General features: G+C 36.0%; 27 protein-coding genes. 10 read left to right on the top strand and 17 right to left on the bottom strand.

Annotation, left to right across the window (positions count from 1 at the left end):
* The first annotated feature begins 314 nt into the window (after positions 1–314).
* Positions 315–941: a PAQR family membrane homeostasis protein TrhA gene (gene trhA, locus ACQ2HF_RS10755; protein ID WP_432410419.1), complete on the top strand. Its 627-nt coding sequence runs from the start codon at positions 315–317 to the stop codon at positions 939–941.
* Here the strand turns inward: trhA and ACQ2HF_RS10760 are convergent.
* Together ACQ2HF_RS10760 and ACQ2HF_RS10765 are read right to left on the bottom strand one after the other, a co-directional pair.
* Positions 938–1,606 (bottom strand): ZIP family metal transporter, encoded by a 669-nt coding sequence (locus tag ACQ2HF_RS10760; protein ID WP_432410420.1) that lies wholly within the window; start codon positions 1,604–1,606, stop codon positions 938–940. The genes trhA and ACQ2HF_RS10760 overlap by 4 nt on opposite strands.
* Complete coding sequence (locus tag ACQ2HF_RS10765; protein WP_432410421.1) at positions 1,606–2,325, bottom strand: class I SAM-dependent methyltransferase; 720 nt, start codon at positions 2,323–2,325, stop codon at positions 1,606–1,608. Before ACQ2HF_RS10765 ends, ACQ2HF_RS10760 begins: the two co-directional genes overlap by 1 nt.
* Before the next feature lie 217 nt (positions 2,326–2,542).
* On the opposite strand from ACQ2HF_RS10765, the gene ACQ2HF_RS10770 reads away from it, so the two are divergent.
* Positions 2,543–3,700, top strand: coding sequence for a THUMP domain-containing class I SAM-dependent RNA methyltransferase (locus tag ACQ2HF_RS10770; protein ID WP_432410422.1), 1,158 nt, complete (start codon positions 2,543–2,545; stop codon positions 3,698–3,700).
* 83 nt (positions 3,701–3,783) lie between these two features.
* On the opposite strand, the gene ACQ2HF_RS10775 is transcribed toward ACQ2HF_RS10770, so the two are convergent.
* The 3 genes from ACQ2HF_RS10775 to rlmD are packed head-to-tail and all read right to left on the bottom strand — an operon-like array spanning position 3,784 to position 6,402.
* Entirely contained in the window at positions 3,784–4,518 is a 735-nt protein-coding gene (locus ACQ2HF_RS10775; RefSeq protein ID WP_432410423.1) for a DUF6048 family protein, read from the bottom strand.
* The gene (locus ACQ2HF_RS10780) at positions 4,484–4,987 is read right to left on the bottom strand and encodes a DUF6452 family protein (protein ID WP_432410424.1); all 504 of its coding nucleotides are present in this window, start codon (positions 4,985–4,987) and stop codon (positions 4,484–4,486) included. The genes ACQ2HF_RS10775 and ACQ2HF_RS10780 overlap by 35 nt, the downstream gene beginning before the upstream one ends.
* A 2-nt stretch (positions 4,988–4,989) precedes the next feature.
* Complete coding sequence (gene rlmD, locus ACQ2HF_RS10785; protein WP_432410425.1) at positions 4,990–6,402, bottom strand: 23S rRNA (uracil(1939)-C(5))-methyltransferase RlmD; 1,413 nt, start codon at positions 6,400–6,402, stop codon at positions 4,990–4,992.
* A gap of 156 nt (positions 6,403–6,558) precedes the next feature.
* Here rlmD and rocD point away from each other — a divergent pair, with 156 nt between their 5' ends.
* Positions 6,559–7,839: an ornithine--oxo-acid transaminase gene (gene rocD / locus ACQ2HF_RS10790; RefSeq protein ID WP_432410426.1), complete on the top strand. Its 1,281-nt coding sequence runs from the start codon at positions 6,559–6,561 to the stop codon at positions 7,837–7,839.
* 74 nt (positions 7,840–7,913) lie between these two features.
* On the opposite strand, the gene ACQ2HF_RS10795 is transcribed toward rocD, so the two are convergent.
* The 3 genes from ACQ2HF_RS10795 to ACQ2HF_RS10805 all read right to left on the bottom strand — a co-directional run bounded on the left by ACQ2HF_RS10795 (position 7,914) and on the right by ACQ2HF_RS10805 (position 10,624).
* Positions 7,914–8,243 carry a CCC motif membrane protein gene (locus ACQ2HF_RS10795; RefSeq protein ID WP_432410427.1) on the bottom strand — a complete coding sequence of 110 codons (330 nt, stop codon included), beginning with the start codon at positions 8,241–8,243 and terminating at the stop codon, positions 7,914–7,916.
* A gap of 64 nt (positions 8,244–8,307) precedes the next feature.
* Positions 8,308–8,601 carry a DUF2752 domain-containing protein gene (locus ACQ2HF_RS10800; RefSeq protein ID WP_432410428.1) on the bottom strand — a complete coding sequence of 98 codons (294 nt, stop codon included), beginning with the start codon at positions 8,599–8,601 and terminating at the stop codon, positions 8,308–8,310.
* A 7-nt stretch (positions 8,602–8,608) separates the two neighbouring features.
* Entirely contained in the window at positions 8,609–10,624 is a 2,016-nt protein-coding gene (locus ACQ2HF_RS10805) for a T9SS type A sorting domain-containing protein (protein ID WP_432410429.1), read from the bottom strand.
* 173 nt (positions 10,625–10,797) lie between these two features.
* Here ACQ2HF_RS10805 and ACQ2HF_RS10810 point away from each other — a divergent pair, with 173 nt between their 5' ends.
* A complete protein-coding gene (locus ACQ2HF_RS10810) occupies positions 10,798–11,349 on the top strand; it encodes a Smr/MutS family protein (RefSeq protein ID WP_432410430.1) in 552 nt (183 codons plus the stop codon).
* On the opposite strand, the gene ACQ2HF_RS10815 is transcribed toward ACQ2HF_RS10810, so the two are convergent.
* Positions 11,330–12,202, bottom strand: coding sequence for a hypothetical protein (locus tag ACQ2HF_RS10815; RefSeq protein ID WP_432410431.1), 873 nt, complete (start codon positions 12,200–12,202; stop codon positions 11,330–11,332). The genes ACQ2HF_RS10810 and ACQ2HF_RS10815 overlap by 20 nt on opposite strands.
* Before the next feature lie 193 nt (positions 12,203–12,395).
* On the opposite strand from ACQ2HF_RS10815, the gene ACQ2HF_RS10820 reads away from it, so the two are divergent.
* The 4 genes from ACQ2HF_RS10820 (at position 12,396) to ACQ2HF_RS10835 (ending at position 15,740) form a co-directional block, all read left to right on the top strand.
* Entirely contained in the window at positions 12,396–13,544 is a 1,149-nt protein-coding gene (locus ACQ2HF_RS10820) for a cysteine desulfurase family protein (protein ID WP_432410432.1), read from the top strand.
* Between the two features lie 67 nt (positions 13,545–13,611).
* Positions 13,612–14,127 carry a DinB family protein gene (locus ACQ2HF_RS10825; protein ID WP_432410433.1) on the top strand — a complete coding sequence of 172 codons (516 nt, stop codon included), beginning with the start codon at positions 13,612–13,614 and terminating at the stop codon, positions 14,125–14,127.
* Complete coding sequence (locus ACQ2HF_RS10830; protein WP_432410434.1) at positions 14,128–15,084, top strand: YihY/virulence factor BrkB family protein; 957 nt, start codon at positions 14,128–14,130, stop codon at positions 15,082–15,084.
* A 107-nt stretch (positions 15,085–15,191) separates the two neighbouring features.
* Positions 15,192–15,740, top strand: coding sequence for a type 1 glutamine amidotransferase domain-containing protein (locus tag ACQ2HF_RS10835; RefSeq protein WP_432410435.1), 549 nt, complete (start codon positions 15,192–15,194; stop codon positions 15,738–15,740).
* A 109-nt stretch (positions 15,741–15,849) separates the two neighbouring features.
* On the opposite strand, the gene ACQ2HF_RS10840 is transcribed toward ACQ2HF_RS10835, so the two are convergent.
* Together ACQ2HF_RS10840 and aroB are read right to left on the bottom strand one after the other, a co-directional pair.
* The gene (locus tag ACQ2HF_RS10840) at positions 15,850–16,143 is read right to left on the bottom strand and encodes a hypothetical protein (RefSeq protein WP_432410436.1); all 294 of its coding nucleotides are present in this window, start codon (positions 16,141–16,143) and stop codon (positions 15,850–15,852) included.
* A 65-nt stretch (positions 16,144–16,208) separates the two neighbouring features.
* Positions 16,209–17,285 (bottom strand): 3-dehydroquinate synthase, encoded by a 1,077-nt coding sequence (gene aroB, locus ACQ2HF_RS10845; protein ID WP_432410437.1) that lies wholly within the window; start codon positions 17,283–17,285, stop codon positions 16,209–16,211.
* Positions 17,286–17,372: 87 nt separating this feature from the next.
* On the opposite strand from aroB, the gene ACQ2HF_RS10850 reads away from it, so the two are divergent.
* Positions 17,373–18,545 (top strand): proline dehydrogenase family protein, encoded by a 1,173-nt coding sequence (locus tag ACQ2HF_RS10850; protein ID WP_432410438.1) that lies wholly within the window; start codon positions 17,373–17,375, stop codon positions 18,543–18,545.
* Between the two features lie 191 nt (positions 18,546–18,736).
* Here the strand turns inward: ACQ2HF_RS10850 and ACQ2HF_RS10855 are convergent, their stop codons facing one another.
* From ACQ2HF_RS10855 to ACQ2HF_RS10880, 6 genes are all read right to left on the bottom strand, one after another.
* Positions 18,737–19,111, bottom strand: a complete 375-nt coding sequence (locus ACQ2HF_RS10855; protein ID WP_432410439.1) for a hypothetical protein — start codon at positions 19,109–19,111, stop codon at positions 18,737–18,739.
* Between the two features lie 13 nt (positions 19,112–19,124).
* Positions 19,125–20,324 (bottom strand): alanine dehydrogenase, encoded by a 1,200-nt coding sequence (locus ACQ2HF_RS10860; protein WP_432410440.1) that lies wholly within the window; start codon positions 20,322–20,324, stop codon positions 19,125–19,127.
* Between the two features lie 65 nt (positions 20,325–20,389).
* The gene (locus ACQ2HF_RS10865) at positions 20,390–21,550 is read right to left on the bottom strand and encodes a hypothetical protein (protein WP_432410441.1); all 1,161 of its coding nucleotides are present in this window, start codon (positions 21,548–21,550) and stop codon (positions 20,390–20,392) included.
* Position 21,551: 1 nt separating this feature from the next.
* Positions 21,552–21,983, bottom strand: a complete 432-nt coding sequence (locus tag ACQ2HF_RS10870) for a hypothetical protein (RefSeq protein WP_432410442.1) — start codon at positions 21,981–21,983, stop codon at positions 21,552–21,554.
* A gap of 73 nt (positions 21,984–22,056) precedes the next feature.
* Positions 22,057–22,785, bottom strand: coding sequence for a hypothetical protein (locus ACQ2HF_RS10875; protein WP_432410443.1), 729 nt, complete (start codon positions 22,783–22,785; stop codon positions 22,057–22,059).
* 130 nt (positions 22,786–22,915) lie between these two features.
* On the bottom strand, positions 22,916–23,488 hold the full coding sequence (locus tag ACQ2HF_RS10880) for a hypothetical protein (protein WP_432410444.1): 573 nt from the start codon (positions 23,486–23,488) through the stop codon (positions 22,916–22,918).
* A gap of 527 nt (positions 23,489–24,015) precedes the next feature.
* Here ACQ2HF_RS10880 and ACQ2HF_RS10885 point away from each other — a divergent pair.
* Complete coding sequence (locus ACQ2HF_RS10885) at positions 24,016–25,770, top strand: helix-turn-helix domain-containing protein (RefSeq protein ID WP_432410445.1); 1,755 nt, start codon at positions 24,016–24,018, stop codon at positions 25,768–25,770.
* Position 25,771 lies beyond the last annotated feature (1 nt).

A 25,771-nucleotide genomic window follows, 5' to 3' on the forward strand; every position in this document is an offset into this window, starting at 1 on the left:
CTAAAAGCTGCTCGCACCACCACAAGGCTTAGATACTGGGCTTATGCAGTTTGTTTAATTACACCGCCTTTTTTTAGTTTCCTTCATTAATTTCTAAAGCTCTTATTTATGAGTATTTCACACAGAGCTATTTTTAGTATTAAAGAGTACGATGCATTAGAACTCTATACTATATAATGTAGAATAGTGTCACGTAATAGCTACTTTTGCTAAACCAAATAAACACGCAACAGGGATTGCAACGACATCCTTTTTGTGCCAGCAGTTTTGCGCAAAAAGATATAGTGTAAAGCCCGGCCGTTGCTCAAAAATCTATGAGAACACAATCTGAAACAGAAGAAAAACTAAATGCCATCACTCATGGCCTGGGTTTTTTATTAAGCTTAGTTGGATTTGCATTCTTATTTGTATTTAAAACATATGATACGCTCCAGGGTGTTCTGGGAATTTGTTTGTACGGTGTATCGCTATCTACCTTGTACTTTGCGTCTACCTTATACCATTATACACGAAATGAGAGGAGAAAACTGTTGTACAGAAAATTAGACCATATAAGTATTTATTTGCTTATAGCAGGAACGTATTCTCCTGTGGTGCTAATTGCATTGGATGCTAGTTTGGGGTGGTTGCTGTTTTGGGTAGTTTGGGGTATAGCTCTCGTAGGTACTATTTTGAAGATATTTTTCACAGGCAGGTTCGAGCTAATTTCCTTACTGTTGTATGTAGCGATGGGCTGGTTAATTGTATTCGACTTTTCGGCTCTTACTGAAGCAGTAACGCCCGAAGGATTGTGGTTGCTTATGGGCGGAGGATTGGCTTATACTGCGGGTATTATATTTTACGCCATTGAAAAAATACCTTACAACCATGTAATATGGCACTTATTTGTACTCACAGGAAGCATTTTACACTACCTTTTTATTTTAACCGAAATTATTTAAAGAAAATAGGCTACAATCACGGCGACAAAAACAGCGGTCATTTTTGAAAAACTAAAACTATGGTTTTTAGAGCTTTCAAAGAGAATCGTAGTAGAGACATGCAGAAATATACCAATGGCAATGGCATTTATTTGCGTAGCATATTCTTGAAAGAAAGCTACTTTATCCATGAGAAAGCTTCCCAAAGGCGTCATAATGGCGAACAAAGTTAGAAAAAGTAGGGTAGTAGTGGTCTTAAACTTTGCCTTATGAAAAAACAGCGCCAAAATTAAAGCTATAGGTATCTTATGTACAATAACACCGTAGAACATAGCCGTATGGTTTGTTAACGGAAATCCTTCAATAAGTGCGTGTGCCGAGAGACTCAAAAAGAGAGCGATAGGAAATATCTTTTGTTCCGTATGAATGTGTACGTGGCCGTGTTCGGCACCTTTAGAGAAAAAATCTAAAATAATCTGAAGCAGGATTCCAGCCATGATAAACACACCAATGTGATCTCCTCCATTTTCAAAAACTTCTGGCAGGAGCTCAAATAGTGTGGTAGATAGTAAGAAGGCACCACTAAATGCCAATATAACAGGTAAGTGCGTAAATTCTTTCTTCTGAAATATTTTGGCAATACCGTACCCTATGGCAACTGCTAGAAATAATGCGATGTATTCCATTAGTTAAAGATAAGAATTAATCTTTCGGAAGTTGCTTCATCAAACTCCGACAAATGGTAGTCGCCAAAGCAATGTTTTAATTGCATTCCGGCCGCTTTAAAATAGCCTTTAAAATCTGATAGGGTAAGCGCTTTTACTCTTTCGGTAAAGGAAAATGGAATGTTATTATGTTGAAACTTTATTTCTTTGGTAATATAACCTTCAGCGACATAGCGTTTTATATGAAATTCTATTCCTTCCACTTCTTTCACTTCAAAAGGTACAAGGTTTTTAATCACAAAGGCCGAATTCATAAAGTCTATCACACCATGACCCTTTGTTTTTAATTCCTCTTTGATCGCTTGTATGGTACGCAGATTATCTTCTTCATTTTCAAAATAACCAAAACTTGTAAACAGGTTAAAAACCGCATCAAATTGTTGTGGATACGGCTGGCACATATCGTGTACACGAAATTTAAGGTGTTCAGCTTCAAACTGCTTTGCAAATTGAATGCTGGAAGATGAGAGATCTACGCCCGTAACGTTAAATCCTTTTTGGCTTAAAGAGATAGCATGGCGTCCTTTTCCACAGGCTAAGTCTAAAATTGAATCGTTTTGTTTCAGTTTTAGGAAATTAGTGAGGCGTTCCATAAAGCTGTCTGCCTCGGCATTGTCCCTATCTTTATATAAAATATGATAGTAGGGTGTATCAAACCAGGAAGCATACCAATCGCTCATTATTTCTTTTTGGATGTGTTGTGTTTTGCGGTGCAAAAATACTGTATTTTTGTGCTGTGATAAAGGAAGCGGTAGTTTTATTACAGTTAAGTAAAACGAGATAATTTTAGTTTATTCTTGAAATTTTATAATAATTTGACTTCAGAGAATAAAAAGGTACTCACCTTTGTCTTGTCTCCGACGAGTGAGGCACGAACGAGAGGAAGACATAATGAATATGGAAAACAACTTTAAAATGGTGGCCAAAACATTGTATGGCCTAGAAGAATTATTAGCACAGGAATTACGACAGTTAGGCGCTTCAGAAATTGAAATAGGCACCAGAAACGTCTCTTTTGAAGGCGATACTGGTTTTATGTACAAAGTTAACCTGTGTTGTCGTACTGCCATTAAAGTTTTAAAACCTATCACCGCTTTTAATATTTTCACGGAAGACGATCTGTACAAGAAAATATATGCTATTCCCTGGGAAACGTATATGGATGCCGACGGAAGCCTGGCGGTAGATTCCACAGTATATTCTGAAAAATTTACGCATTCACAATATATTTCTTTAAAAACCAAAGATGCTATTGTGGATAGATTTCGTGATAAGGAAGGCAAACGGCCGGATGTAGATCTGGACCACCCCACCTTGCGGATTAACATACACATTGATAGAAATATATGTACGGTTTCTCTAGATAGTTCCGGCGCATCTTTACATAAACGTGGATATAAGGTTGAAAACACCCTGGCCCCTATAAACGAGGTGCTTGCTGCGGGGATGATTATGCTTACTGGCTGGAGCGGACAATGCGATTTTATGGATCCCATGTGTGGGAGTGGTACGATTGCAACGGAAGCAGCGATGATTGCGTGTAACATTCCTCCGAATTTGAATCGAGATGAATTCGGATTTGAAACCTGGCCAGATTTTGATGTAGATCTATACGAAGTGATTGAAAATGCGGCTCTTAAAAAGATCAGAGATTTTCATTTTAAGATTTACGCCAGCGATAAAGATGCGTTTTCCCTTAGTAAAGCAAAGGCGAATATTAAAAACGCAAACCTTTCAGAATTTATTGAAGTGAAAGAGCAGGATTTTTTCGAAAGTACAAAAGAAACCGAACGTTCTATGTTTCTGGTTTTTAACCCCCCCTACGATGAGCGCTTGCGAATTGAAGACATTGATGCATTTTACGCAAATATAGGAAACACTCTAAAACGTGGCTATCCCGGTACCCAGGCGTGGATGATCACCAGCAATATGGAAGCCTTAAAAAGTGTGGGATTGCGTCCATCCAGACGCATTAAACTTTATAATGGTAAGCTAGAAAGTAAGCTGGTACGGTATGATATGTATGAGGGGAGTAAGAAGGCTAGTAAGAATTAAAAAAGTATGCAGTAGCAGTTTGCAGTTCGTAGTAAAGTTTAATTCTTACCCTATAATTACTCAAGTTGACTGCAATCGAACGGTTATTTCTTATACAGCGGAATTAAATACGAAATGGTATAGCCATATCCTGCGCCAAACTCACTAAAATCATAGGTTCGGTTAAATCCTGGAATGATGAGATTATCAAAACCTTCTGGTTTGTCTTCCGAAATTTTTCGCTTTACCTGAAGATTAATAGAAAGAAACAAATTGTTGAATACTTCGGTTTTAAAACCTACAATAAGCTCTGCCCAGGAAGCCGTTAAACCACTCGCTTCAATAGAAACGTCTCTTGGAGCTACTGGAAAAGCTGGATTTGTAGTATAAATGGAATAGGAATTCAATTCTTGCTTAAACGTTGAAAAACCATACCGAAGTCCCCCAAAGATGGAATTATTCATATTAAGCCAGTTATTATAGGCATTTAGTTCGGCTCCAATTTTTACATAACTTCCCGTAGTGGTAGTTTTTAATCCATCTTCATCCCAAACTCTATCTGAAGTTCCTAATTCTGCAGCTGCGTATATTTTTTTGGTAAGCCGATAATCTGCGTTTACTTCAAAGCCCGTAAATCCATCTTCAGCAGCGGTGCGTATCAATTTTGAAATATCAACCCCCACTCTAATTCCGTATTTTTTGGTTTTAGGTAAGGTATCATTACCTGTTATGGCAACAGTTTCAGATTTTTCGACGGTTATAGTTTCATCTTGCGCCTTCACTGAAATTGACGCAAGCAGGAGGCTAAAACCTAATAGAAAGGTGTGCTTCAATTTCATCTGTTATTGTGGTTTGTAAAATTTGAAATGAGGTAATCCAATTATCGGTGTCTTCTTCCAATTCAGTGTCAAATTCAGAATAGGTCGTTTTAAATCCGCATGCGCGGTTTAGATAGATTTCTTCTCTTTGATAGGTAAAATTCAATCTGTCGCCATTGGTGGTTTCGTCGTCATCGTCGTCATTTAAGATAAATAACAGTTCAGTGATATCTGTTTCTGTGTCTAAGGGGATGGCAATAGAGTCGGTTGCTTCTGTAATGCTAAAAACCAGTGTAGAATCAATATCATTCTTACGAACAGTTAATCCCGTAACACTTTTTGCCTGGGTGATATTGGCATTATCTTTAAATGTAATGATTAAAAGGGGCGTCACTGCCAGTGCCGGATCGCATATATCGTCACGGGTACAGCCTATTGTAAGGAGTATTGCACCCAGAATTAAAAAACAAACTAATTTAACCTGCTTCAAATTTATCTTTTTTCTAAAAGTACAACATTTTCTACGTGATGTGTCTGTGGAAACATATCTACGGGTTGTACTTTGGTTACTTTATATATTTCGTCTAGAATAGAAAGGTCTCTTGCTTGCGTAGCGCTATTACAACTCACGTATACAATTTTTTCTGGTGCCAATGCTAATAATTGCGCTACAACATCTTTATGCATACCATCTCGTGGAGGGTCTGTAATCACTACATCTGCCTTTCCGTAGGTAGCTACAAAATTCTGATTGAAAACATTTTTCATATCTCCCACTAAGAATTCAACGTTATCAATTCCGTTTAATTGCGCATTTGCTTTGGCGGCAGTAATGGCATCTGGAACCGACTCCACACCAATTACTTTTTTAGCGTTTCTGGCAACAAATTGAGCGATAGTTCCTGTTCCTGTATATAAGTCGTATACAAGCTCATTGCCTGTTAATCCAGCGAAATCCCGTGTAACTTTGTACAATTCGTAGGCTTGCTCACTATTGGTTTGGTAGAATGATTTTGCGTTTATTTTAAATTTAAGACCTTCCATTTCTTCAAAAATATGGTCTCTGCCTTTATAGCAAATCACGTCTTGATCGTAAATCGTGTCGTTTCCTTTAGTATTAATTACGTATTGAAGTGAGGTAATTTCAGGAAATTTTTCTAAAAGGCTATCTAATAAAGTTTCGCGCTTCTTTTTATTTTCTTCAAAAAATTGAACCACCACCATTAATTCTCCAATACTGGTGGTACGAAGCATTAACGTCCGGAGCATGCCTTCTTGCTTTCTCGTATCGAAAAAAGGAATTTCTAAGCGCTGTCCTTCAATTTTAACGAAATTTCTAATGGCATTACTAGGGTCACGTTGCAGGTGACATTTTTCAATATCAAGAATTTTGTCCCACATGCCAGGAATATGAAATCCTAAAGCATTTTTATTTTCGATTTGTACATCGCTCTTGATCTGATCTAATGTGAGCCATTTATTATTACTGAAAGAGAATTCCATTTTGTTTCTATAGAAGTACTCTTCAGCAGAACCTATAATAGGGGAGACCTCGGGTAATTCTAGGTGGCCTAAACGGGTAAGATTATTTGTAACTTCTTTCTCTTTGTAGAATAATTGATGCTCATAGCCCATATGTTGCCATTTACAACCACCACAAGTGCCAAAATGCTGGCAAACCGGTGCTACGCGTTTATCTGAAAATTTAGACACCGAAATTGCTGTGCCCTCATAAAAAGCTTTGCGTTTTTTAGTAGTTTGTACGGTAACAACATCGCCTGGAACAGCGTTGTTAATAAATACAACTCTGCCGTCCTCAGTTTTAGCAACCGCTTTGCCTTTAGCGCCTGCGTCAAATACTTCAAGATTTTCTAGAATGACTCTATTGGTTTTTCTTCTTCCCATAATCGCAAAAGTACTATCATTTCCTTTAAAATTGTGTGGTATTTTTAGTAATTTGCGCCCAAGGATGATTTCTCTCCTCCGCTGAATTTTCGAGCTTTCGAAAGAATAAAGGTATTGCAGGAATTTTTAATAGTCAAATTTTAAATTTTTAATGTTATGTCAGTAACACAACAATCTTTGTCGCAACAAGCGATAGACTTAGAGAACAAATACGGAGCCCACAATTACCATCCACTTCCTGTGGTTTTGAACAGGGGAGAAGGTGTGTATGTTTGGGACGTAGAGGGGAAAAAATATTATGATTTTCTTTCGGCGTACAGTGCTGTAAACCAGGGACATTGTCATCCAGCTATTGTGGATGCCATGATGAAGCAGGCAAAAACACTTTCTTTAACATCAAGAGCATTTCATAATGATATTCTTGGGAAGTATGAAAAATACGCGAGTGAATATTTCAATTTTGATAAAATTCTACCTATGAATACAGGTGCCGAAGCTGTTGAAACGGCTTTAAAGATTTGTAGACGTTGGGCATATGAAGTTAAAGGGATTGATGAAAATGAAGCTGAAATTATAGTTTGCGAAAATAATTTCCACGGAAGAACCACAACAATCATCTCCTTTAGTAACGATGCTGTAGCCCGCAAAAACTTTGGTCCTTATACAGATGGTTTTATAAAAATTGAATATGATAATTTAGAAGCACTGCAGACTACTTTAGAAAATAATCCGAATGTAGCTGGATTTTTAGTGGAGCCTATTCAAGGGGAAGCTGGCGTATTTGTACCTTCTGAAGGGTATTTAAAGAAAGCAAAAGCCTTATGTGAAAAACACAACGTTTTGTTTATAGCAGACGAAGTACAAACAGGAATTGCAAGAACGGGACGTCTTTTGGCTACTTGCGGGGATTGTACGTGTGAGAAGAAAGATTGCAGCGGAACGCCTGAAGTAAAACCAGATATTTTAATTTTAGGGAAAGCAATGAGTGGTGGAGCCTACCCAGTATCGGCTGTATTGGCCAATGATTCTATAATGAATGTGATTACGCCAGGCTCTCACGGTTCTACCTTTGGAGGAAACCCAATTGCGGCAGCGGTTGCCATGGCCGCGCTAAACGTTGTAAAAGACGAAAGTTTAGCAGAAAATGCGTATATATTAGGAGAGTTGTTCAGAAGTAAAATGAACGAGTATATTGCTACAAGCTCTATTTGTAAATTGGTACGAGGTAAAGGTTTGCTAAATGCTATTGTTATTAATGATACGGAAGAAAGTGATACCGCGTGGAATATCTGTTTAAAACTACGTGACAATGGATTGCTGGCAAAACCAACACACGGAAATATCATTAGATTTGCACCCCCTCTTGTAATGACAGAAGCAGAACTCTTGGATTGTGTTTCTATAATCTGCACGACACTTAAAGAGTTCGAGATATAAGAGTTTAAAGTATGCTATAACTAAAAAAATGCGGCTCCAAAGCCGCATTTTTATGTTTAATAAATGAGCGTCTATTAATTTTCCAACCCATATTGCTCCATTATTTCTTTTTGCATGTTCTGCATAGCTTCAGTACCGCCTGTTGCAAAAATATAGATCACCCAGCAAAGGTAAATGGCATTTAATACCACACCAATAATGGCTAAAATCTTACCAGTTTTTACATTTTGGTATCCTGTGTATAACTCAGGGTTTGCCAAATACGTTTCAGTAGCCTTTTTGGCTAATACTATTGCAATAATTCCGAAGATAAGACCTACGACACCATAACAGCAACAGGTTACAATTGAGATAATACCAAAAACTATAATAAGGGTAGCGTTAGGTAATTTTTGTTGTTCCATAATAAAAATACTATTGGTTAATTACTTTTGATGAAGAATAAATATAGCTAAAAAAACGGAAGGGCTAAAAATATTTATTCATTTTAATACCATAGCTTAGTACTATAATAAGCACATTGGTTGCGATGAGAACTATTTTAATAGGGGTGGAGTACTTAACTTTTACTACGAGATTAAAAAGTAGAAAGAGGATTAAAATAATTAGTGAATAAATAGCGGGATAGGTTTTAAACGCAGCTATAAATTCGCCTTTAAATACTAAGGCTGTGGCACGTTGTATGCCACAGCCTAAACATTCTATCCCGAAAAGCTGCTTATTTAAACAAGGCAGCATATAGTCTTCGAGGCCCTCTGTCATAGGGAACTTATTTGTTTGTTACAATAGCTTTATAGTCTATTGATACATTATCTGAGGTTACCAATTTCACTAAGTATACTCCATCTGCCATAGTAGCAGTGGAAATACTATACTTAGTATTGTTTCCTAAATCTGTTTTCGTAGTAACAAGTTTTCCAGTCATATCAAAAATATGTGCATATTTTAGTGTGTATGCTTCTGGATTCATTATTTCTAATTGCGCCTCTTTGTTATTTTGAAAGAAATTGACATTTCCAAGAATTTCATTCATTAGCACACGTCTTTCTTCAACAACTGTGTTAGCAGAAATTGCATCGTTTGCGGAACTCTTAAAGACAATAAAAAATCTATTTTTATAATCTCCAGCCGGTAGGTTTAAGGTAGCTGTAGAATTTCCATTAATTTGTGTGTAGGTATCCAGCACACTGTCAAATAATAAAACTGGATTCGTAACTTTAACAGCCTCCACTACTTGTACAATAACCTCGGTCTGTCTGTCTAATTTTATAGCATAAGGGATTTTGTTTTCTATACCCCAAGGCACTGTTTGTATTACAAACTCACCTATGGAATTATTATCCTTTCTATTGTTCATTTTTACTGGAAAATACGCTTCTGCAAAGCTTGCATCCATAGGGTGACGTGCGTCCATTCCTCTATCATAAAAATGAGTGCTAGTATCATGAAAAGCTAATACCATATCTCTAAAGTGAGTTTCGCCAAAATAAGTGTAGATACGAATCTGTGGTAGTCTTTTGTCTTTACTCACCACATCAGAATCTCCAGGTCTAGGGACAGCGTTATTGGCAGTTCTGAATTCAGAATTAGTAGCAAAACTTTCTGCAATATTTCTTCTATATTGGTTTTTTATAGTAATACTATTTAGAGAAGGGTCCACCACTGGAGAAGTTGAAGAATTTTCTGTTTGCAATAAAAATCCTTGTCCAACTGGAGCAAAACGACGTTTGTATTGTGCACCTGTTCCCATTTGTCCTCCTGCAGGCGTACCATCACTATTGTAATTTAAAAAGGGTGCTCCGGCTGAAAGTCCAGAAGTAGTTCCATCTGGATTACTAGTGCCAGGAATCCAAATATCAAATCCTCCTTTGTTGTCAATATATAAATGAGAATCTATAGTTCTGTCTTCGTCCCAATAGAGGAAAGCGTTAATCTCTGAGTTTTCAAAAGTGTCAGTTCCATCAGGATCTCCTCTTCTTGTATCATAAAATAACCGATTCAAATCCAGTGCAGAGGGATATGGATTACCAGTTAATACCTGCTCTGTATCTGTGCTTAGTGCAGGTACAGGAATTGTAGGCAATGTAAAATCTCCGTTATTAGGTCTTCCTCTAAAGTCGTATACAAAATCGTGTGTGCTTGTAGCACCATCTCTATTTACACCTTTCATAATAAAGCCTCTTCCAGGGGGTACCGCATTGTTAGCATAAATCCGTGTATAGGTAACACCAGCTCCAGATGCAAGTTTAGCGTAGGTCCATCTGGTTGAGATAGACAACGCGTTTGTAGCGGTATCAAAATTGCCTTCTCTTCCAGCGGTTGTACCTGTTGGCAGCGCATCTGTTAAACTTGTAGGTGCACTATAATCTAGTGCCAGAGGATCATACATAGGTGTAAAAATAGATCGTATACCCGCATTAATATTTCCAGCGGTAGCTAAAGGTACTGTAATATTATCTCCAACCGGGGATCCATAAAATGTATAATCCCAAGCATCACTACCAGGATTTGCACGATAAATAGAAATATATCCAGAACCTGAATTGGCTCCATTACTTTCTCCTTGGATTAATTGAGAGCCATTTCTTAGATAAATACTGGCTTCCGTAGTAGGATCGTTAGAATTAACTGTAAGATTCACATCATTTTCTACAAAGAGAACTTCGTCATTCACATAAATATAAGAATCTGAAGGTGTTGCAGAAGTATTAGGTGCAACATACAATTGAGCTACCGAAATAGCTGTAAAAAACAGCGTAGTAGGTAAAAGTAGTAGGTGTTTCATAATTTGGTTTTTAAGGCAGCACTAGGGGGAAAGCGCTACGTTTTCCGCGCTAAATTTAATTATATTTTTGACATTATGCCTAATATTCCCATGAAATTCCTAAAAATTTAATTTTAAATGTGTTAGCAACTCACATTGTATACTTATTTATATATTCTATTTTTGACAACATTATGAAAAAAGGAGATACCGTTTCGGCCATTGATGAACCTATTACCGGGGTTATAATTTCGGTAGAAGAAGATACTATTTTAATAGAAACTGAAGATGGTTTCCCTATGAGATTTCAGAAAAATGAACTGGTCGTAGAGGGTACGTTGCTTAAAAAGAATATCGCCAGAACAAATATGGAGGCAATACTTTCAGAAAAAGAGATTCCGCGTAAAAAAAAGAAAAATACACCAAAGCCTAAAGAACGTAACATCCCACCTATGGAGGTAGATCTTCATATCCATAAATTAACTGGTGCTACGCGACTTTCAAATTTCGATATGCTCACCATACAGCTGGATACGGCTAAGCGACAATTGGATTTTGCTATTCAAAAGCGTATTCCAAAAATTGTATTCATTCACGGTGTTGGAGAAGGCGTGTTAAAAATTGAACTAGAATATCTTTTTAGACGTTATGAAAACGTGAAGTTTTATGAGGCAGATCCTAGAAAGTATGGTTCTGGAGCCACCGAAGTTTATATTGTTCAAAATACTACAACCCTGGAAAAATAGGCGTTAAAATTAGTGTACCCGTTGCTATATTCGAAATAGTTCCTAAATCCAAGCTTTCTTGTGTTAATTCTTCCTCACCATTCGTAAAAACAGCATTGTTTACAAATAATTCTGCGCTACTTGCATAATCGTATTGGTGTTCAATATATATTTCAATAGTAGTTTCTACAGCAATGGCTGGATTTAGATAATCTGCACCAACATTTGGGTCTGTGATATTATTTTGCGGGTCTATATCATCTTCGGTGGCTTCGTTTCTGGTTAAAACACCATCGCCATCGTCATCCTCATCAAGGTAATCGGGGATTCCATCTCCGTCGGTATCCATTGGATTATCGAGGTCTGCACCAATTTCTATGGCTGTTGGCACATTATCTCCATCATCGTCAAAATCGTAATAATTTAATAGACCATCCATGTCGGTATCAAGGTCACTTTCCGTATCTTCTTCAACGCTGTCATTATCATTTAAAACAGCTACTATTATAAGGTTGGCAGTGCCATCTGTCCCTATATAATCCTGCAGCACGGTTGGTGAGGTAGGAGGAATGCTATTGCAAAAATAACTTGCTGTGGGAGCGATGTCAAAGGTTCGGTAGTTTATAAAGTTGGTGGTTTCATTTAATTGAAATTGAAGCGTACTGCTTTGAGTAAAAGCCCCGTCTTCCACATCTAATTGTAGGGAAAGGCTTTCATTGCTGGCATCGTTTATTTTGAAAAAAACCAAACTGCTAGCACCTTCGCAAAACTGAAGGGTTGCATCTTCAAAATTAAAACTTGTAACGAGTACGTCCCCATCATCACACGAGGATAAAAGTGTTGCTAGGAGAATAAAAGCGCATAATTTTCGCATAAACATAGTTGTTTAGTAGGGTAAAGAAACGTAATTCTTTGCAATTTAGCATTACTTAATTTTATATAAAAATGTATTTTTGCTTGTATGAAATGTCCATTAGTAATTTCTAATCCAATCACAATCAAAAAGAGGGCATTCCCTGCCCAAAAAGAAGACGGGCATCTTCCTAATTATTCAATATCCCATTAAGATGAAAAAAGTATATTTCGATAGCGCTGCTACAACCCAATTACGAAGTGAAGTAATTCGTTGTATTTCTGAAGTATTAAAAACCGAATACGGCAATCCGTCTTCAACCCATGCATATGGAAGATCGGCAAAATCTTTATTGGAGAACGCCAGAAAAGATATTGCAAAGCATTTAAATGTAACAGCTGCCGAAATTATTTTCACTTCCGGGGGTACCGAAGCAGACAACCTTATTTTAAATAGTTGTGTACGCGACCTTGGAGTTACAAGAATAATATCCAGTAAAATTGAACATCACGCAGTTCTTTATGCAATAGAACAGTTAAAACAGAAATTTGGCATTACAGTAGCTCATGTAGAATTAGACGATTGTGGCCACGTAAATTATGAACACTTAGAACAGTTACTTAGTGATACCAGCCATAAGACATTAGTAACCCTCATGCACGTTAATAACGAAGTTGGAAATGTGCTGGATCTTAAACGAACCGCAGCGCTTTGTGAGAACTATAATTCACTTTTTCATAGTGATACCGTTCAATCTGTTGGTCATTATGAAATAGATTTTGCCGAAATTCCTATTCATTTTGCAGCCGTTGCAGCACATAAATTTCACGGACCAAAGGGAGCTGGTTTTGCTTTTGTACGGAAAAATACAGGTTTAAAGCCTTTAATTTTCGGAGGTACACAAGAAAGAGGTCTTCGTGCGGGTACGGAAGCTGTCTACGCTATTGCTGGTATGGCTGAAGCGTTAAAAATATCCTACCAGAATTTAGAAAAAGAACGAACTTATATTTCCGACCTGAAAGATTATTTTAAAGGAAAACTTTCTGCTGAAATTCCTGGCGTAAAATTTAACGGCTCTTGCGACGATAATTCCCGTAGTACCTACACCCTATTAAATGTTTGTTTACCCATCCCGCCAGAGAAATCTATGATGTTGTTGTTTCAATTAGACTTGCATGGTATTGCTTGCTCAAAGGGAAGCGCTTGCCAGAGTGGTAGCGCAAAAGGTTCTCATGTGCTTACCGAAATACTTTCAGAAGAAGATATGATGAAACCTTCTATTCGTTTTTCATTTTCTAGTTTTAATACTAAAGAGGAAGTAGATTATGTGGTGGACGTTTTAAAAACATTTATTGACGCTTAAGCAACCCCGAATTTCTACCTACCACTACTGCTGAAATTTAGTATCTTCGATCCATAAAATTTCAGTTATGGAAATCGTACAACTTTCTAATAATGAGTTTCATACTTATTACAAAGGATATATAGAGAGAGCATTAAACAAACCTTTATTACAAGGTTTGGCCGAGGGAATGCTAGAAACCCACGAATTTTTTGATGCCATCCCAGAGGCAAAACAAGAATACCGTTATAAAGAAGGTAAATGGACGCCTAAAGAAATTCTCTTACATTTAATAGATACCGAACGTGTTTTTGCGTATCGGGCGTTACAATTTGCAAGGGCAAAAAATGTAGAAATTAGAGGTTTTGATCAAGATGAATTTGTTGAAAACTCCAATGCTAATGAGAGAACGATGCAGCATTTGTTGGAAGAATATCTGGCGGTACGCACGGCACAAATTATTTTGTTTTCTTCCTTTTCAGAACAGACACTTCAGCATACGGGTATTGCCAGTAACTCTCCACTTTCTGTACGCGCCGCGGGATATATTATTTGCGGTCACGAAAAACACCATATCGCTATTGTTAATGAAAGATATTTATAAATGCAGGTATTTAAACTTCTTAAAAAAACCTACCTAAGCTGGGATAAAAACGATCCCTGGGCAAAAAGTGCTATTGTGGCTTATTACGCCCTATTTTCATTGCCATCGTTATTAATGATTACGGTACATATTGCCGGTATTTTCCTTGGTCCAGATGCAGTACAAGGCAAAATTACAAATGAAATTGGTGGTCTTATAGGTAAAGATAGTGCAGCTGCCATAGAGGGGATGATTGCCAATGCAGCACTTGCAGAAAGTTCAACTATTACTGTAATTATAGGTGTAGGGATGTTGCTATTTGGAGCTACGGGAGTTTTCTTTCAACTTCAAAGAGCACTTAACAATATTTGGAGTGTACGTTCCAAAAAAATAAATTTTATTGACACGCTAAAAAGACGTGCCACTTCTTTCGGAGTGATTATAGCCATTGGCCTTTTGTTACTAATTTCTTTGCTGTTATCGGCTCTGATTTCAGGATTCAGTGAGCTGATAGCTAATTATTATTCTGTAGTTTCTTCAGGTGTTATCGAACTATTAAACTTTATAGTAACCGAAATTTTTATACTTTCAATTTTCGCAACCATTTTTAAAGTATTGCCAGACATTCATATTAAATGGAAAACAACGTTATTAGGCGCTTTTGTAACATCAATGTTGTTTTTAGTGGGGAAGTATGTCTTAGGGTTTTATTTCCAACAGGCAGATCCCGGATCTGTCTATGGCGCCGCAGGGAGTGTTGTATTAATCTTGTTGTGGGTTTATTATACGTGCCTCATTCTTTTTTTTGGGGCAGAATTTACGGTAAACTGGGCATTACAAAGAGGTATAAAAGTAGAACCTACCTCCAATGCGACTTTCTCTTATGAAAAAGAGCTTGAAGAACTTCGAGCATATAAAAAGAAGATCGAAGTAGATAAAAAAAAAGCGCAAGAACTAGCAAGAAATCCTCCTTCATAAATCTTTAACAAATTTTAGTATAAGCTTAATACGTAATCTTTGAGGTTGACTAACTGTCTCCGTATCTTGTTATAAAGAAATTATTAATTAAAACAGACAGAAAGATTATGAAAAAGAGAATAGCAATTTTAGCAACCAACGGATTTGAAGAAAGTGAGTTAACATCGCCAAAGAAAGCTATGGAATCGGAAGGTTTTACAGTAGAAATAGTAAGCGAAAAATCTGGAACCATCAAATCTTGGAGTGATGGAAATTGGTCTAATGAATATGTAGTAGATAAAACGTTAGATTCAGTTTCGGCCAAAGATTACAATGCTTTGGTATTACCGGGAGGAGTTATTAATCCAGATAAACTTCGAAGAAATCAAGACGCTTTACTATTTGTACGCGATTTTTTCAAACAGAACAAACCCGTTGCAGCCATTTGCCACGCAGCCTGGACATTAATCTCGGCAGAGGTTGTAAAAGGTAGAAAAATGACTTCTTTTAAATCTATTAAAGATGACCTTGTAAATGCAGGAGCTAATTGGGTAGATGAAGAAGTTGTTGTAGATTCAGGATTTGTAACTAGTAGAAATCCCGATGATTTACCAGCCTTCAACTCAAAATTAATAGAAGAAATTAAAGAGGGGAAACATGAAGAACAACACGCTTAAAACAACTGATTCATAAAAAAGAGGCTCGAAATGAGCCTCTTTTTTTTGTAATCTACCTGCATTGTCTCGACAAGCAGGTTTGTAACGTGGTTTTTAGGAAAGTAAAAACCTATTCCTCTTCACCCAAATGCTTTTTTGCATCTAAGTCTACAATTGCTTCTTGATAATCGTTCGTGTCGTAATCATCATCTTCAAAAGCAGCCATACTGTTTTCTAGTTTTGTACTTACTTTTACTAGATAGATGGTATCATCTGTTCTAACTTCAACGGCTTCGACGGTTTCGTTTTGAGCGTTTTTAAATTTAATTACGTGGTCGTCGTCATATCCATATGGGTATTTATCTACCAACATAGATAGTATTTCTGGGGTTAATTTTCTAAAATCTACAATTACGCGCTTCATTATAAAAGTTTGATGGTTTGTTGTTTTGTTTGGGTAAATGTAAAACACTTAGGTTTAACTCAAAATTAATTTTTGAAATTTTTATAAAAATTAAATGCACTACGAATCAATTCATTATCGATTTGTTGGTCAATAATGTACCGATTAAAATCTTCAAGAAGCACAAAATTCACGTTTCCGTCGGTATTTTTCTTGTCAAATTTTAAAAGTTGAATGATCTGCTCTATGTCATGCTCTGAAAAGTCATACCGTTTATAAATGGAAAGAAAAATTTTTGTGGTTTGCTCTAATTTTTTCTGCGGAAAGTTTTTCAATTGCGCAGAAAGATAATTGGCTAAAATCATTCCTATTGCGATAGCTTCCCCGTGCAACAAGGTTTTCTTATCTGAATTTTCTAAACAATAGGATTCTATGGCGTGTCCTAAGGTATGCCCGTAGTTAAGCGTTTTCCGAAGATTTTTTTCAGTAGGATCTTTGGTAACTACCTCATTTTTAATTTCAATAGACTCCCAGATAAATTTTTCTGTTAACTTAGCATCACGTACATCAAAATCTTTAAGTGCATTCCAATACGCTTCTGAAGCAATTAACCCGTGTTTTAACATTTCGGCATAACCAGAAGTGATTTGTTCTTTAGGTACTGTTTTTAAAAATTCAATACATACAAAAACCGCCATAGGGTTGCGAATAACGCCTACCTGATTCTTTAAATGCCCCAAGTCTACGCCATTTTTTCCGCCAATCGAAGCATCTACCATTGCCAATAGTGATGTAGGGATGTTCAGAAACTCAATCCCGCGTTTAAAAGTACTTGCCACAAAACCACCTAAATCTGTTACCACACCGCCCCCTAAATTAATAAGTACGCTATTTCTGTCTGCACCCAAGTCACTCATTTGTTGCCAAACGGTGGTACAGGTGCTGATGGTTTTATGAATTTCCCCAGATGGAATTGTAATGGTTTGAAATAAAAAATGGGTTGGCATCTGTTTTGTGAAAATAGGCAAACAATGTATTTCGGTATTTTCATCTACCAGAACAAATACTTTCGAAGGCTTGCAACGCTCCAATGTTTCTCGTAAAACATCCCAAACAGAAGCACCACAAAAAACCGATCCTCTTTCTTTTTCAATTTTTTTCATACCTTTTAGGATGTTTTATTAAGTTTAATAGACGATTGCATTTCGGTAGGTAAATCTACTTATATTTGCGCATATTTTTCTCCAAATATGAGTACAAATCCTATTTTTAATAATACTGAAACTGCGTTTAAATTAAAAACAAATTCGCAACTAGAGCGTGCTTATTTTCTTTTTAAAATGATAGCCAATGAACCTTTGGTGCGAATAGGTACAGCAGCAACAAAGTTCGCGCTCAACTTGCACCTGCCCGTGGAAGGATTAATTCGCTCTACTGTTTTTGATCATTTTTGTGGTGGTATAAACGAAGAAGATTGTATGCCTGTGGTAGATAGTTTGTTTGACGTTGAGGTACATTCTGTGCTGGATTATTCTGTAGAAGGAAAAGAAGAGGATGCACAGTTTGATGCTACCTTGGCCAAAGTAATAGAACTTACCAGGTTTGCTGAACACAAAGATGCGATGCCGTTTTCAGTTTTTAAACCAACGGGATTTGGCCGATTTAAAATTTGGGAGAAAGTTTCAGCAAAAGAAACCCTTACCGAAATTGAGGAAACAAGATGGAAACGTATTCAGCAACGGTATGACGAAGTTTGTAAAGTAGCACACGATTGTTCTATTTCATTATTAATAGATGGAGAGGAATCCTGGATGCAAGATGCAGCAGATGCGCTTTGTGAAGAGATGATGGAGAAGTATAATAAACAAACACCTATAGTTTTTAATACACTACAATGTTACCGTTGGGATAGGTTGGATTATCTAAAAGAAGCTCATAAACGCGCCAAAGCAGGAGGTTATAAGTTAGGTTTTAAAGTTGTGCGTGGCGCTTATATGGAAAAGGAGAACGATCGTGCCGAAGAAAAAGGCTATCCAACCCCAATTTGTGCAAGCAAACAAGCTACAGACGACCATTTTAACGCTGTCATGCAATACATTCTGGATAATCTTCAAGATATCTCACTGTTTTTGGGGACGCATAACGAGAACAGTAACTATTTGGCATTAGAAATTATTGATGCCAAAGGATTGACGAAAAATGATTCTAGAATTTGGTTTGGCCAATTATACGGTATGAGTGACCATATAAGTTACAATCTTGCCGAAGCTGGTTTTAATGTGGCAAAGTATATTCCATTTGGGCCTGTGAAAGATGTGATGCCTTATTTAATAAGACGTGCCGAAGAAAATACATCGGTTGCCGGACAAACGAGTCGTGAGCTCACTTTATTGAAAAGAGAGCGGGAGCGTAGAAAGATGTAAGAAAAAAAAATTAAAAATGCGCTACCTATAATCAGATGAACATTGTGCGTGTTTTGTGTTCTCTGTGGTTACTAAAGCAGTAAAATTTAGTTTTGAGTGTATTGAATACTCAAGTTATGTGCTTCTTGTTTTTTTGCACAAACCACAAACCACAAACCACAAACCACAAACCACAAACCACAAACCACAAACTACTTTACTTCCTTAATAGCTAGTACGGTTGCAGTTTTGTTGCAATTTTGAATTCGGAGTTGCAATTTTTGCTCTTTTACTTTTCCATCTATCAAGTAGATTTTACAAGAGTCTAACTTTCTATCGGTTTCAGAGAAATCTACATCACCTTTTCTTAAAATGGTTTGAATAGCTGCAGTATCGAGTTGAAATTTATTTCGCGTGACATCGCTTTCAGCAGAAAATTCAATTTTTTTAGTTCGGATATCTTTCAACGTTCGTGCATCAAAACCATAATCGCAACTGGTTTTTTTACCTCCTAGAAAGAAAAATAAAATGATAAGACCTACAATAAAACCTGCGCCGTAGTAGGCGAAACGCTGGATTACCTTCATGAAAATGTTGCTTTTAGTATATGAGCAAATTAATATCACTCCAAGACATATCGAACCAATCTGCCACGGCTTTGTTGGTTAAAATGCCGCGGTAAAAATACAAACCATTTCGCAGACCACTGTCAAAACGAATGGCATTTTCCAGACCACCATTTTCGGCAATATCCAGTAAATACGGTGTAAAAATATTGCTTATAGATATAGAAGCCGTTTTAGGATATCGTGCAGGAATATTAGGAACACCATAATGGATTACACCATTTGTTATTTGTGTTGGTTCGTCGTGAGAGGTTACTTCAGTGGTCTCAAAACAACCTCCCATATCTACGCTAACGTCAATAATAACAGCTCCTTTTTTCATGTTTTCCACCATTGTTTTGGTAACAATTATGGGAGATCTGTTTTTACCTCTAACGGCGCCAATGGCTACATCGCAACGGCGAAGTGCTTTCAATAAATTTTTTGGTTGAATGGTAGAAGTGTATAAAGGCCTGCCAACATTGGCTTGTAATGTACGGAGTTTTGTTAAAGAGCTGTCAAACACCTTTACGCTTGCTCCTAATCCCAAAGCCGATCTCACTGCATATTCACCTACAGTTCCTGCTCCTATCACAACAACTTCAACAGGTGGAACACCACTAATATTCCCGAAGAGAAGTCCGTTCCCTTTTTTTGCATTTACCATTAATTCTGAAGCTATGAGAACAGCAGCAGTGCCAGCGATTTCACTTAGTGCTTTTACAGCTGGATAACTCTGGTCTTCATCTTTTATAAATTCAAAACCTAATGCCGTTATTTTTTTCTTTGCAAGTGCTTTAAAGTAAGATTCTTGCCTAGTTTTAAGCTGAAGGGCAGATATAAGCACCGTTTTCGGTTTCATAAGTTCCAACTCATCTAAAGTAGGGGGTTCTACTTTCAATATAATCGGGCAACCAAAAACCTGATGTTTGTCACTAGTAAGTTTTGCGCCGGCTTCACTATATTCATTGTCACTAAAACCAGCTTCTTCTCCTGCACCTTTTTCGACCAAAACTCTGTGACCGTGGGCGACCATAGCTCCAACGGCATCTGGGGTTAGGCATATTCTTTTTTCTTGAAAATAGGTTTCTTTTGGAAGCCCAATAAAAAGTTCACCTTTTTGTTTAGAAATCTCTAGTTTTTCTTCCTGTGGAAGTAATTGCGCCTTGGTAAAAGGGGAAGAGGGTTGTTGCATAGTCCTTCGGTTGGTTGCACCAAGTTACTAATATAATTCTGAATTCTGAATTTAAAATTTATTCTTTAATCATATTCGCTGATGCCATAGAGTAATTGTTTTAGTTTACTTCCATTGATTTCAATGGGTTTGTAGGCAGTGTTGAATTTTTCTATGGATAAAGCTACATTTTTTTTCATGTTTTGGTATTCAATAGGGATTTTATTGGCACACTGTTTTTCGTTTTCATAACTACTTAGCATAATGCCGAACTTTTCATAAAATTTAGAACCTTGGTCTATAAAGGCATTGTATTGGGTAATAAATTGCAAGAGCCTGTCTATAGGGAACTGAAGATTGATTTGCATCGTTCTCACTTTTGAAGGTTTATCACCAGCCGTAATAGTAGCATTTAAAGTGTCGAGATATGTATTTAATTCTTCACCTATGATACTCCAATCGTCATTTTCTCTACATTCTTTTAATGCCGTTTTATATTTAATGGGTTGGGTGTAATCTTTAAACAGTTGTTCCAGCTCAGTCATAATGCTTTCGTTGCTTTTTTGGAGAAAAGCTGTTTCAAAATAGATGGTATTGAGGTCGTTGTGCATTCTAAGAGTGAAATCTAAGATACATTCCACGTTTTTTAAATTCGCTTCTTTTTCTGAAACTGAGGTAGTATTACTGGTAAACAGAGAAACGAAAGAATGAATCACAGACGTATAAATATTATTTCCCAGTAAGGTAGAAATATTGAATCCAGATTTCTTGTCTCTTTTGTCTACTAAAGTTTTTTTCACATCCTGGAATTCTGAATAGTTGTTGGGATTGGAAATTTTACTGATTTCGTTTAAGGTGGCTACTGATGAAAAGTGATGGTCCAGGGATAATGTTTTCTCATAAAGTATTTTGATAATCTGGAGCCCTTTTAAATACCTTATTTTGGCAATATCTGAGAGATAGAGACTGGTTTCCAGAGCAATTTGTTCTTTAATGATATCTTTCGCCAGAAGCAAATTTATCTTTCCTTCGGTTGTTTGGGCTTCCTGTAGTGTGTGGTTTATTGTTTGTAGTTTATTTTCAAGTTTTGTTTGCTCGATTTCAAATATGGCAGTTCGTTGCACGATTGTGGTATATAACTCTACTAGAATAGAATCAATTTCTTCGTTAACAGACGAATTGGCTCGCAAATTTTGGGGCAATCCAAAACTTGCCATAAAAGCTATTAAAAAGAAGCAACGTACCATATCATTCTAGATTGAAGATTATAGTGAATGTATTTTCTGTAATTAAGATAGGGTAGGACCCTTTTGATATGCTTAATTGATTACCACTCTCAGATAATGAATTTTTTAAGGCCTGTGGCAAAGTAAATATTTGCGGAACCTTAAAATAATAGGTTGTTGATTTATTTATATTTAACGGATTTATACCTGTAATTTTTTCTTGAGTTGCCTGAGACAAATTTTGGCGGTCCATCGTAAATATGAGCTTGTTATCTGGCTGTAACACAAGTGTAGTGTTGGCTGCAGAACGATTGTTACTGTCTATATCGCAAATACCTTGTTTGCCGTCACAATGAAAGCCGTTAAAGGAAGTCGTTGCTAATATAGATTTACTTTGGGATAGGCATATAAAGCCTATGCACAGCACCAGAGCGGTGGTGAAGGTCACTTTCATAATAAAGTTTTAATGTGTAACGAAAGGGGAGTTAACTGTGTGGGGTGCTCCAATTAAATTTTACGAAAACTATTTACTCGTCAATTTGGTAGCCCCTATTTTTTAATCCTTGCAGAAGACCTGGTGTATGGGCGTCTCCATAAATTATGGCAATTTTATCATGTGTTTCAACATCAATTCTTTTTAAAACAATATTATTTCTAAAATCCATAATAACATCATTTCTAATATCTTTAGGAACTTTGAATTTACTACAGTTTGATTCTTCCAAAACGGAAGTTTCAAAATCGCAAGGTGCTAATTCAATTTTGCCATATGTAGTTTCATAATAATTCATAAGTTCTTCTAAGGTTGCGTCCACATTTTCTGATTGATCTACCGGCACTCCAAGTTCGTCATAAGAAGGCTGGTCTATGATTTCCTTTTTAAGTTTAATTTTATGTTTTTTACCCACTATAGAATCGATAATATGTTTGTAACCATCTCCAGCTACAGGGCTTCCTAAAAATTTTCTAAATTTTCTCAGTAAGGTATCATTAGCTCCATCTGCTTTTACTTTTTCAGTATAAAAAAAGTAATTAAGAGCGCTAAGAGAGTCCATTTTTTTATGTAAATCGTCATAATAACTTGGTGTTCCTAAATGGTGTGTTGGTAACAAAACAATTGTTTTTGAAGTTGAGTTCGCGATGTGCATTTTTGCGAAATCATCATAAATCCCCATTATTTTAAAGCTTGTATTCAGTAGTAAATTTTTACAACTAAATAAAGATAAAAGAGATAGGCATAGAATAAAATGTTTCATATATATTGTTTTAAAACATTAATAGAGATTAGTTAAATTGAACGCAGTACTATTCTATATGAATATTGTTAGTAAGATAGAACTGTTTAACTGCGTTCAACATAAAGGGTCAGTTTAATTTTTATTTTAATTACAATATCAGAATAATTATAAGATCAATAATTATTTGCAGGATTTGTCCTCCACCACCATTTCCGAAAATTTGATTTAAATGACAAGAGAGTTGCCACCACTTGCACACACCTCTAGAGCTTGCAATTAGTGTATTATCGTCTAATAATTGTTCATTACCACCAAACAAAGCTATTTCTCCATCGCTTACTTCTCTGTTATTATTCTTAGAATAATTATGAATAAACATTATTGCTTTTCCGTATACTTTGTAGTCCGCGTTTTCCAAAAGTTGTTTCGAGGAATAATTTGCGGCTAAAAACTGATATGCCTTTTTCAGAAGATCTTCTCCTTCTACTGGCACCGGCGGTAATATATAACTAGTCGGTTTAACCTTGCCTAACAGAGCTTTTTGTTTAAAGTTGAGATACGTATCTCCTTTTGAATAAGCAGGTCGGACATCGTCTACAAACTCTACAAAACCTTGTTTCAAGGCAGTTTTTACAGACTCTTCTGTATATGATTTCTGAGCCAAGCCAACAACTGTAGATAAAAATATCAAGATTATAACTGTTTGTTTTAAACTTCTCATAATATAAAATTTTAATAAACACCTACTCATACGCTTTTCGGTTCCCGCGGCTGGATTTTCGTGCCTAGCTTAGCACGGAAACAAACCTTTGGTTATCTTCTAAAATTTACATATCTTAGCTAAAGATATAAACAAAAGTTTATTTCTACACACACTGTGAGAGCTTCTACCTGGTAGAAGCTTTCTCTTTTATATAATTTATCTTCTTGCCATGTTATAATTTTTAAGTTAGAAATTGTAATGAACCGCCTTAATCCGTTTCTCACAACTCCCCAGTTATTTGAGCACGTTTGGGGCGGTTTTTTTGAAATTATTAGTTTAAAGGTGTGGTATAATTTTCTAAAAATCAAGGGAATGTACTCGCGTTTCAAGAATTATCCACCCGTAATTCGTGAATTACGACCTATAGTGATTCACTTAAATAGCTGTATTTCAGTATTTTAAATAAATAGGAATTGCTTACATACAACTTCTACGGTTTCCGAGCTTCAAATTTTACTATATTTATGTAGGGGAATTCTTAGATTATGACCAATCAACAAATCCGTTCGTTTATTAGCACCTGCCTTTTCAGTTTAAGTATCTGTTTGGCGAGTAATGCTCAGAACCTGAAGCAGTCCGACCTGGATAAGCTTGGAGACGAGCCACTGCTTACCTTATTCGATAAAAATGATGGTGACTCTACAACACAAGAAAAAATAGCCAGAACGTATTTAGACCGTGCCCGTAAACAAAAAGACACCATAAAAATGGCTCGGGGTTATGATCGATTGGCCCGTATTTTTCATCCAGAGAAGAATATTGCATTTACGGATAGTTTGATTGAGATTTCTAAAAATCAAAAGCATAATTTTTATCCAGCTAATGGGTATTTTATCAAGGCAAGCAATTATAAGAAACTTGATGATTTTAATAACTTTTTCTTAAATATGAAAATTGGTTATGATCTTGCCGTAAAATCTGAGAATAATTCATTACAAAATTTTTCATTTAATAGATTGGTTTTTTACAAAGCAGTTTGGGGTGATGCAGAAGAAGCACTTAGTCTCCAGAGGGAAGCACATAAATTTATTCTCTCTGATTTTTACAAAGAAAAAAGGAGAAGCGAATCTAGAGGGTCAAAATTTTTTAATATTGATAGTCTGTTAAATATCGATTTATGCTATTCTTATCAAAATTTTGCTCATTGTTTTGTTAATTTAAAGAAATTAGATTCTGCTGAATATTATAATAAAAAATTGTTTTCGACTTCGATTTTATATCCTTCAAAACGATCCAACTCTTTTATCGCTTGGAGTTTAGCTGCTAAATTAGAAATTGATTATTACAATGGTAAATATTTAAATGTTATCAAACAGAGTGAAAGTTTATTAAAGAATGATACTATAATTCAATTAGGCTATTTATATGACGTATTGATTTTTGATGGACTAGCACAGTATGAAGTGTCAGATAAAAATGAAGCTGTTTATATCTTAGAAAAAATAGATTCTTCATTTGTAAATCGTGGAATGAAAGAATTTTTTCCTTACGAAAGATTAGTTTATGAAAAACTGATAGAATATAGTAAATCAACGGGAGATTTCAATAAGCAGTTAGAATATCTTGAAAAGATAATTATTGTTGATAGTATATTAAAAAGTAGATATAGTTTTTTTGACTCTAAAATGCTTACTCAATTTGAAACACCTAAGTTGTTAGCAGAAAGAGAAACTTTAATAAAGCAATTAACAAAGGAAAACCAAACCCCAGATCCGAAACTCTATTTAGCATTAACTGCTTTAACTGCATCTTTATGTTTATTATTTTATTACATCAGAAAACGTTTGGTATACAAAAAAAGATTTGAAAAACTACTAGCACAAAGAAATGGCAAGAGCGTCCTACCATTATATAACAATAATCCGCAAAACGAACTTTCTACAGAAGTCGTAGAAGATATCTTAGAAAAACTAGACCGTTTTGAACGACAACATAAATATTTGGATGCAGAAATTACACTGCAAAGTTTAGCAAAAAAATTTAAGACCAATTCCAATTATCTCTCCAGAGTGATTAATTTAAAACTGGAAAAAAACTTTTCGCAATATTTACACGAACTTCGTATTGGGTATGCTGTAGATGAGTTGTTTAGTAATAAAGCATATAGAAGATACACTATAAAAGCAATAGCAGAAGAGTGCGGTTATAAAAATGCAGAATCCTTTTCAAAAGCTTTTTATAAATTATATGGAATTTATCCATCGTATTATTTAAAGAAATTGGAGGAAAATACGGGATAAT

Source organism: Rasiella sp. SM2506 (assembly GCF_050859505.1).
In the GTDB taxonomy this organism is placed as follows: domain Bacteria; phylum Bacteroidota; class Bacteroidia; order Flavobacteriales; family Flavobacteriaceae; genus Marinirhabdus.

Coding starts and splice junctions, on each gene's coding strand:
- trhA (WP_432410419.1), top strand. CDS start 315: ATGAGAACACAATCTGAAACAGAAGAAAAACTAAATGCCATCACTCAT.
- ACQ2HF_RS10760 (WP_432410420.1), bottom strand. CDS start 1,606: ATGGAATACATCGCATTATTTCTAGCAGTTGCCATAGGGTACGGTATT.
- ACQ2HF_RS10765 (WP_432410421.1), bottom strand. CDS start 2,325: ATGAGCGATTGGTATGCTTCCTGGTTTGATACACCCTACTATCATATT.
- ACQ2HF_RS10770 (WP_432410422.1), top strand. CDS start 2,543: ATGGAAAACAACTTTAAAATGGTGGCCAAAACATTGTATGGCCTAGAA.
- ACQ2HF_RS10775 (WP_432410423.1), bottom strand. CDS start 4,518: ATGAAATTGAAGCACACCTTTCTATTAGGTTTTAGCCTCCTGCTTGCG.
- rlmD (WP_432410425.1), bottom strand. CDS start 6,402: ATGGGAAGAAGAAAAACCAATAGAGTCATTCTAGAAAATCTTGAAGTA.
- rocD (WP_432410426.1), top strand. CDS start 6,559: ATGTCAGTAACACAACAATCTTTGTCGCAACAAGCGATAGACTTAGAG.
- ACQ2HF_RS10795 (WP_432410427.1), bottom strand. CDS start 8,243: ATGGAACAACAAAAATTACCTAACGCTACCCTTATTATAGTTTTTGGT.
- ACQ2HF_RS10800 (WP_432410428.1), bottom strand. CDS start 8,601: ATGACAGAGGGCCTCGAAGACTATATGCTGCCTTGTTTAAATAAGCAG.
- ACQ2HF_RS10805 (WP_432410429.1), bottom strand. CDS start 10,624: ATGAAACACCTACTACTTTTACCTACTACGCTGTTTTTTACAGCTATT.
- ACQ2HF_RS10810 (WP_432410430.1), top strand. CDS start 10,798: ATGAAAAAAGGAGATACCGTTTCGGCCATTGATGAACCTATTACCGGG.
- ACQ2HF_RS10815 (WP_432410431.1), bottom strand. CDS start 12,202: ATGCGAAAATTATGCGCTTTTATTCTCCTAGCAACACTTTTATCCTCG.
- ACQ2HF_RS10820 (WP_432410432.1), top strand. CDS start 12,396: ATGAAAAAAGTATATTTCGATAGCGCTGCTACAACCCAATTACGAAGT.
- ACQ2HF_RS10825 (WP_432410433.1), top strand. CDS start 13,612: ATGGAAATCGTACAACTTTCTAATAATGAGTTTCATACTTATTACAAA.
- ACQ2HF_RS10830 (WP_432410434.1), top strand. CDS start 14,128: ATGCAGGTATTTAAACTTCTTAAAAAAACCTACCTAAGCTGGGATAAA.
- ACQ2HF_RS10835 (WP_432410435.1), top strand. CDS start 15,192: ATGAAAAAGAGAATAGCAATTTTAGCAACCAACGGATTTGAAGAAAGT.
- ACQ2HF_RS10840 (WP_432410436.1), bottom strand. CDS start 16,143: ATGAAGCGCGTAATTGTAGATTTTAGAAAATTAACCCCAGAAATACTA.
- aroB (WP_432410437.1), bottom strand. CDS start 17,285: ATGAAAAAAATTGAAAAAGAAAGAGGATCGGTTTTTTGTGGTGCTTCT.
- ACQ2HF_RS10850 (WP_432410438.1), top strand. CDS start 17,373: ATGAGTACAAATCCTATTTTTAATAATACTGAAACTGCGTTTAAATTA.
- ACQ2HF_RS10855 (WP_432410439.1), bottom strand. CDS start 19,111: ATGAAGGTAATCCAGCGTTTCGCCTACTACGGCGCAGGTTTTATTGTA.
- ACQ2HF_RS10860 (WP_432410440.1), bottom strand. CDS start 20,324: ATGCAACAACCCTCTTCCCCTTTTACCAAGGCGCAATTACTTCCACAG.
- ACQ2HF_RS10865 (WP_432410441.1), bottom strand. CDS start 21,550: ATGGTACGTTGCTTCTTTTTAATAGCTTTTATGGCAAGTTTTGGATTG.
- ACQ2HF_RS10870 (WP_432410442.1), bottom strand. CDS start 21,983: ATGAAAGTGACCTTCACCACCGCTCTGGTGCTGTGCATAGGCTTTATA.
- ACQ2HF_RS10875 (WP_432410443.1), bottom strand. CDS start 22,785: ATGAAACATTTTATTCTATGCCTATCTCTTTTATCTTTATTTAGTTGT.
- ACQ2HF_RS10880 (WP_432410444.1), bottom strand. CDS start 23,488: ATGAGAAGTTTAAAACAAACAGTTATAATCTTGATATTTTTATCTACA.
- ACQ2HF_RS10885 (WP_432410445.1), top strand. CDS start 24,016: ATGACCAATCAACAAATCCGTTCGTTTATTAGCACCTGCCTTTTCAGT.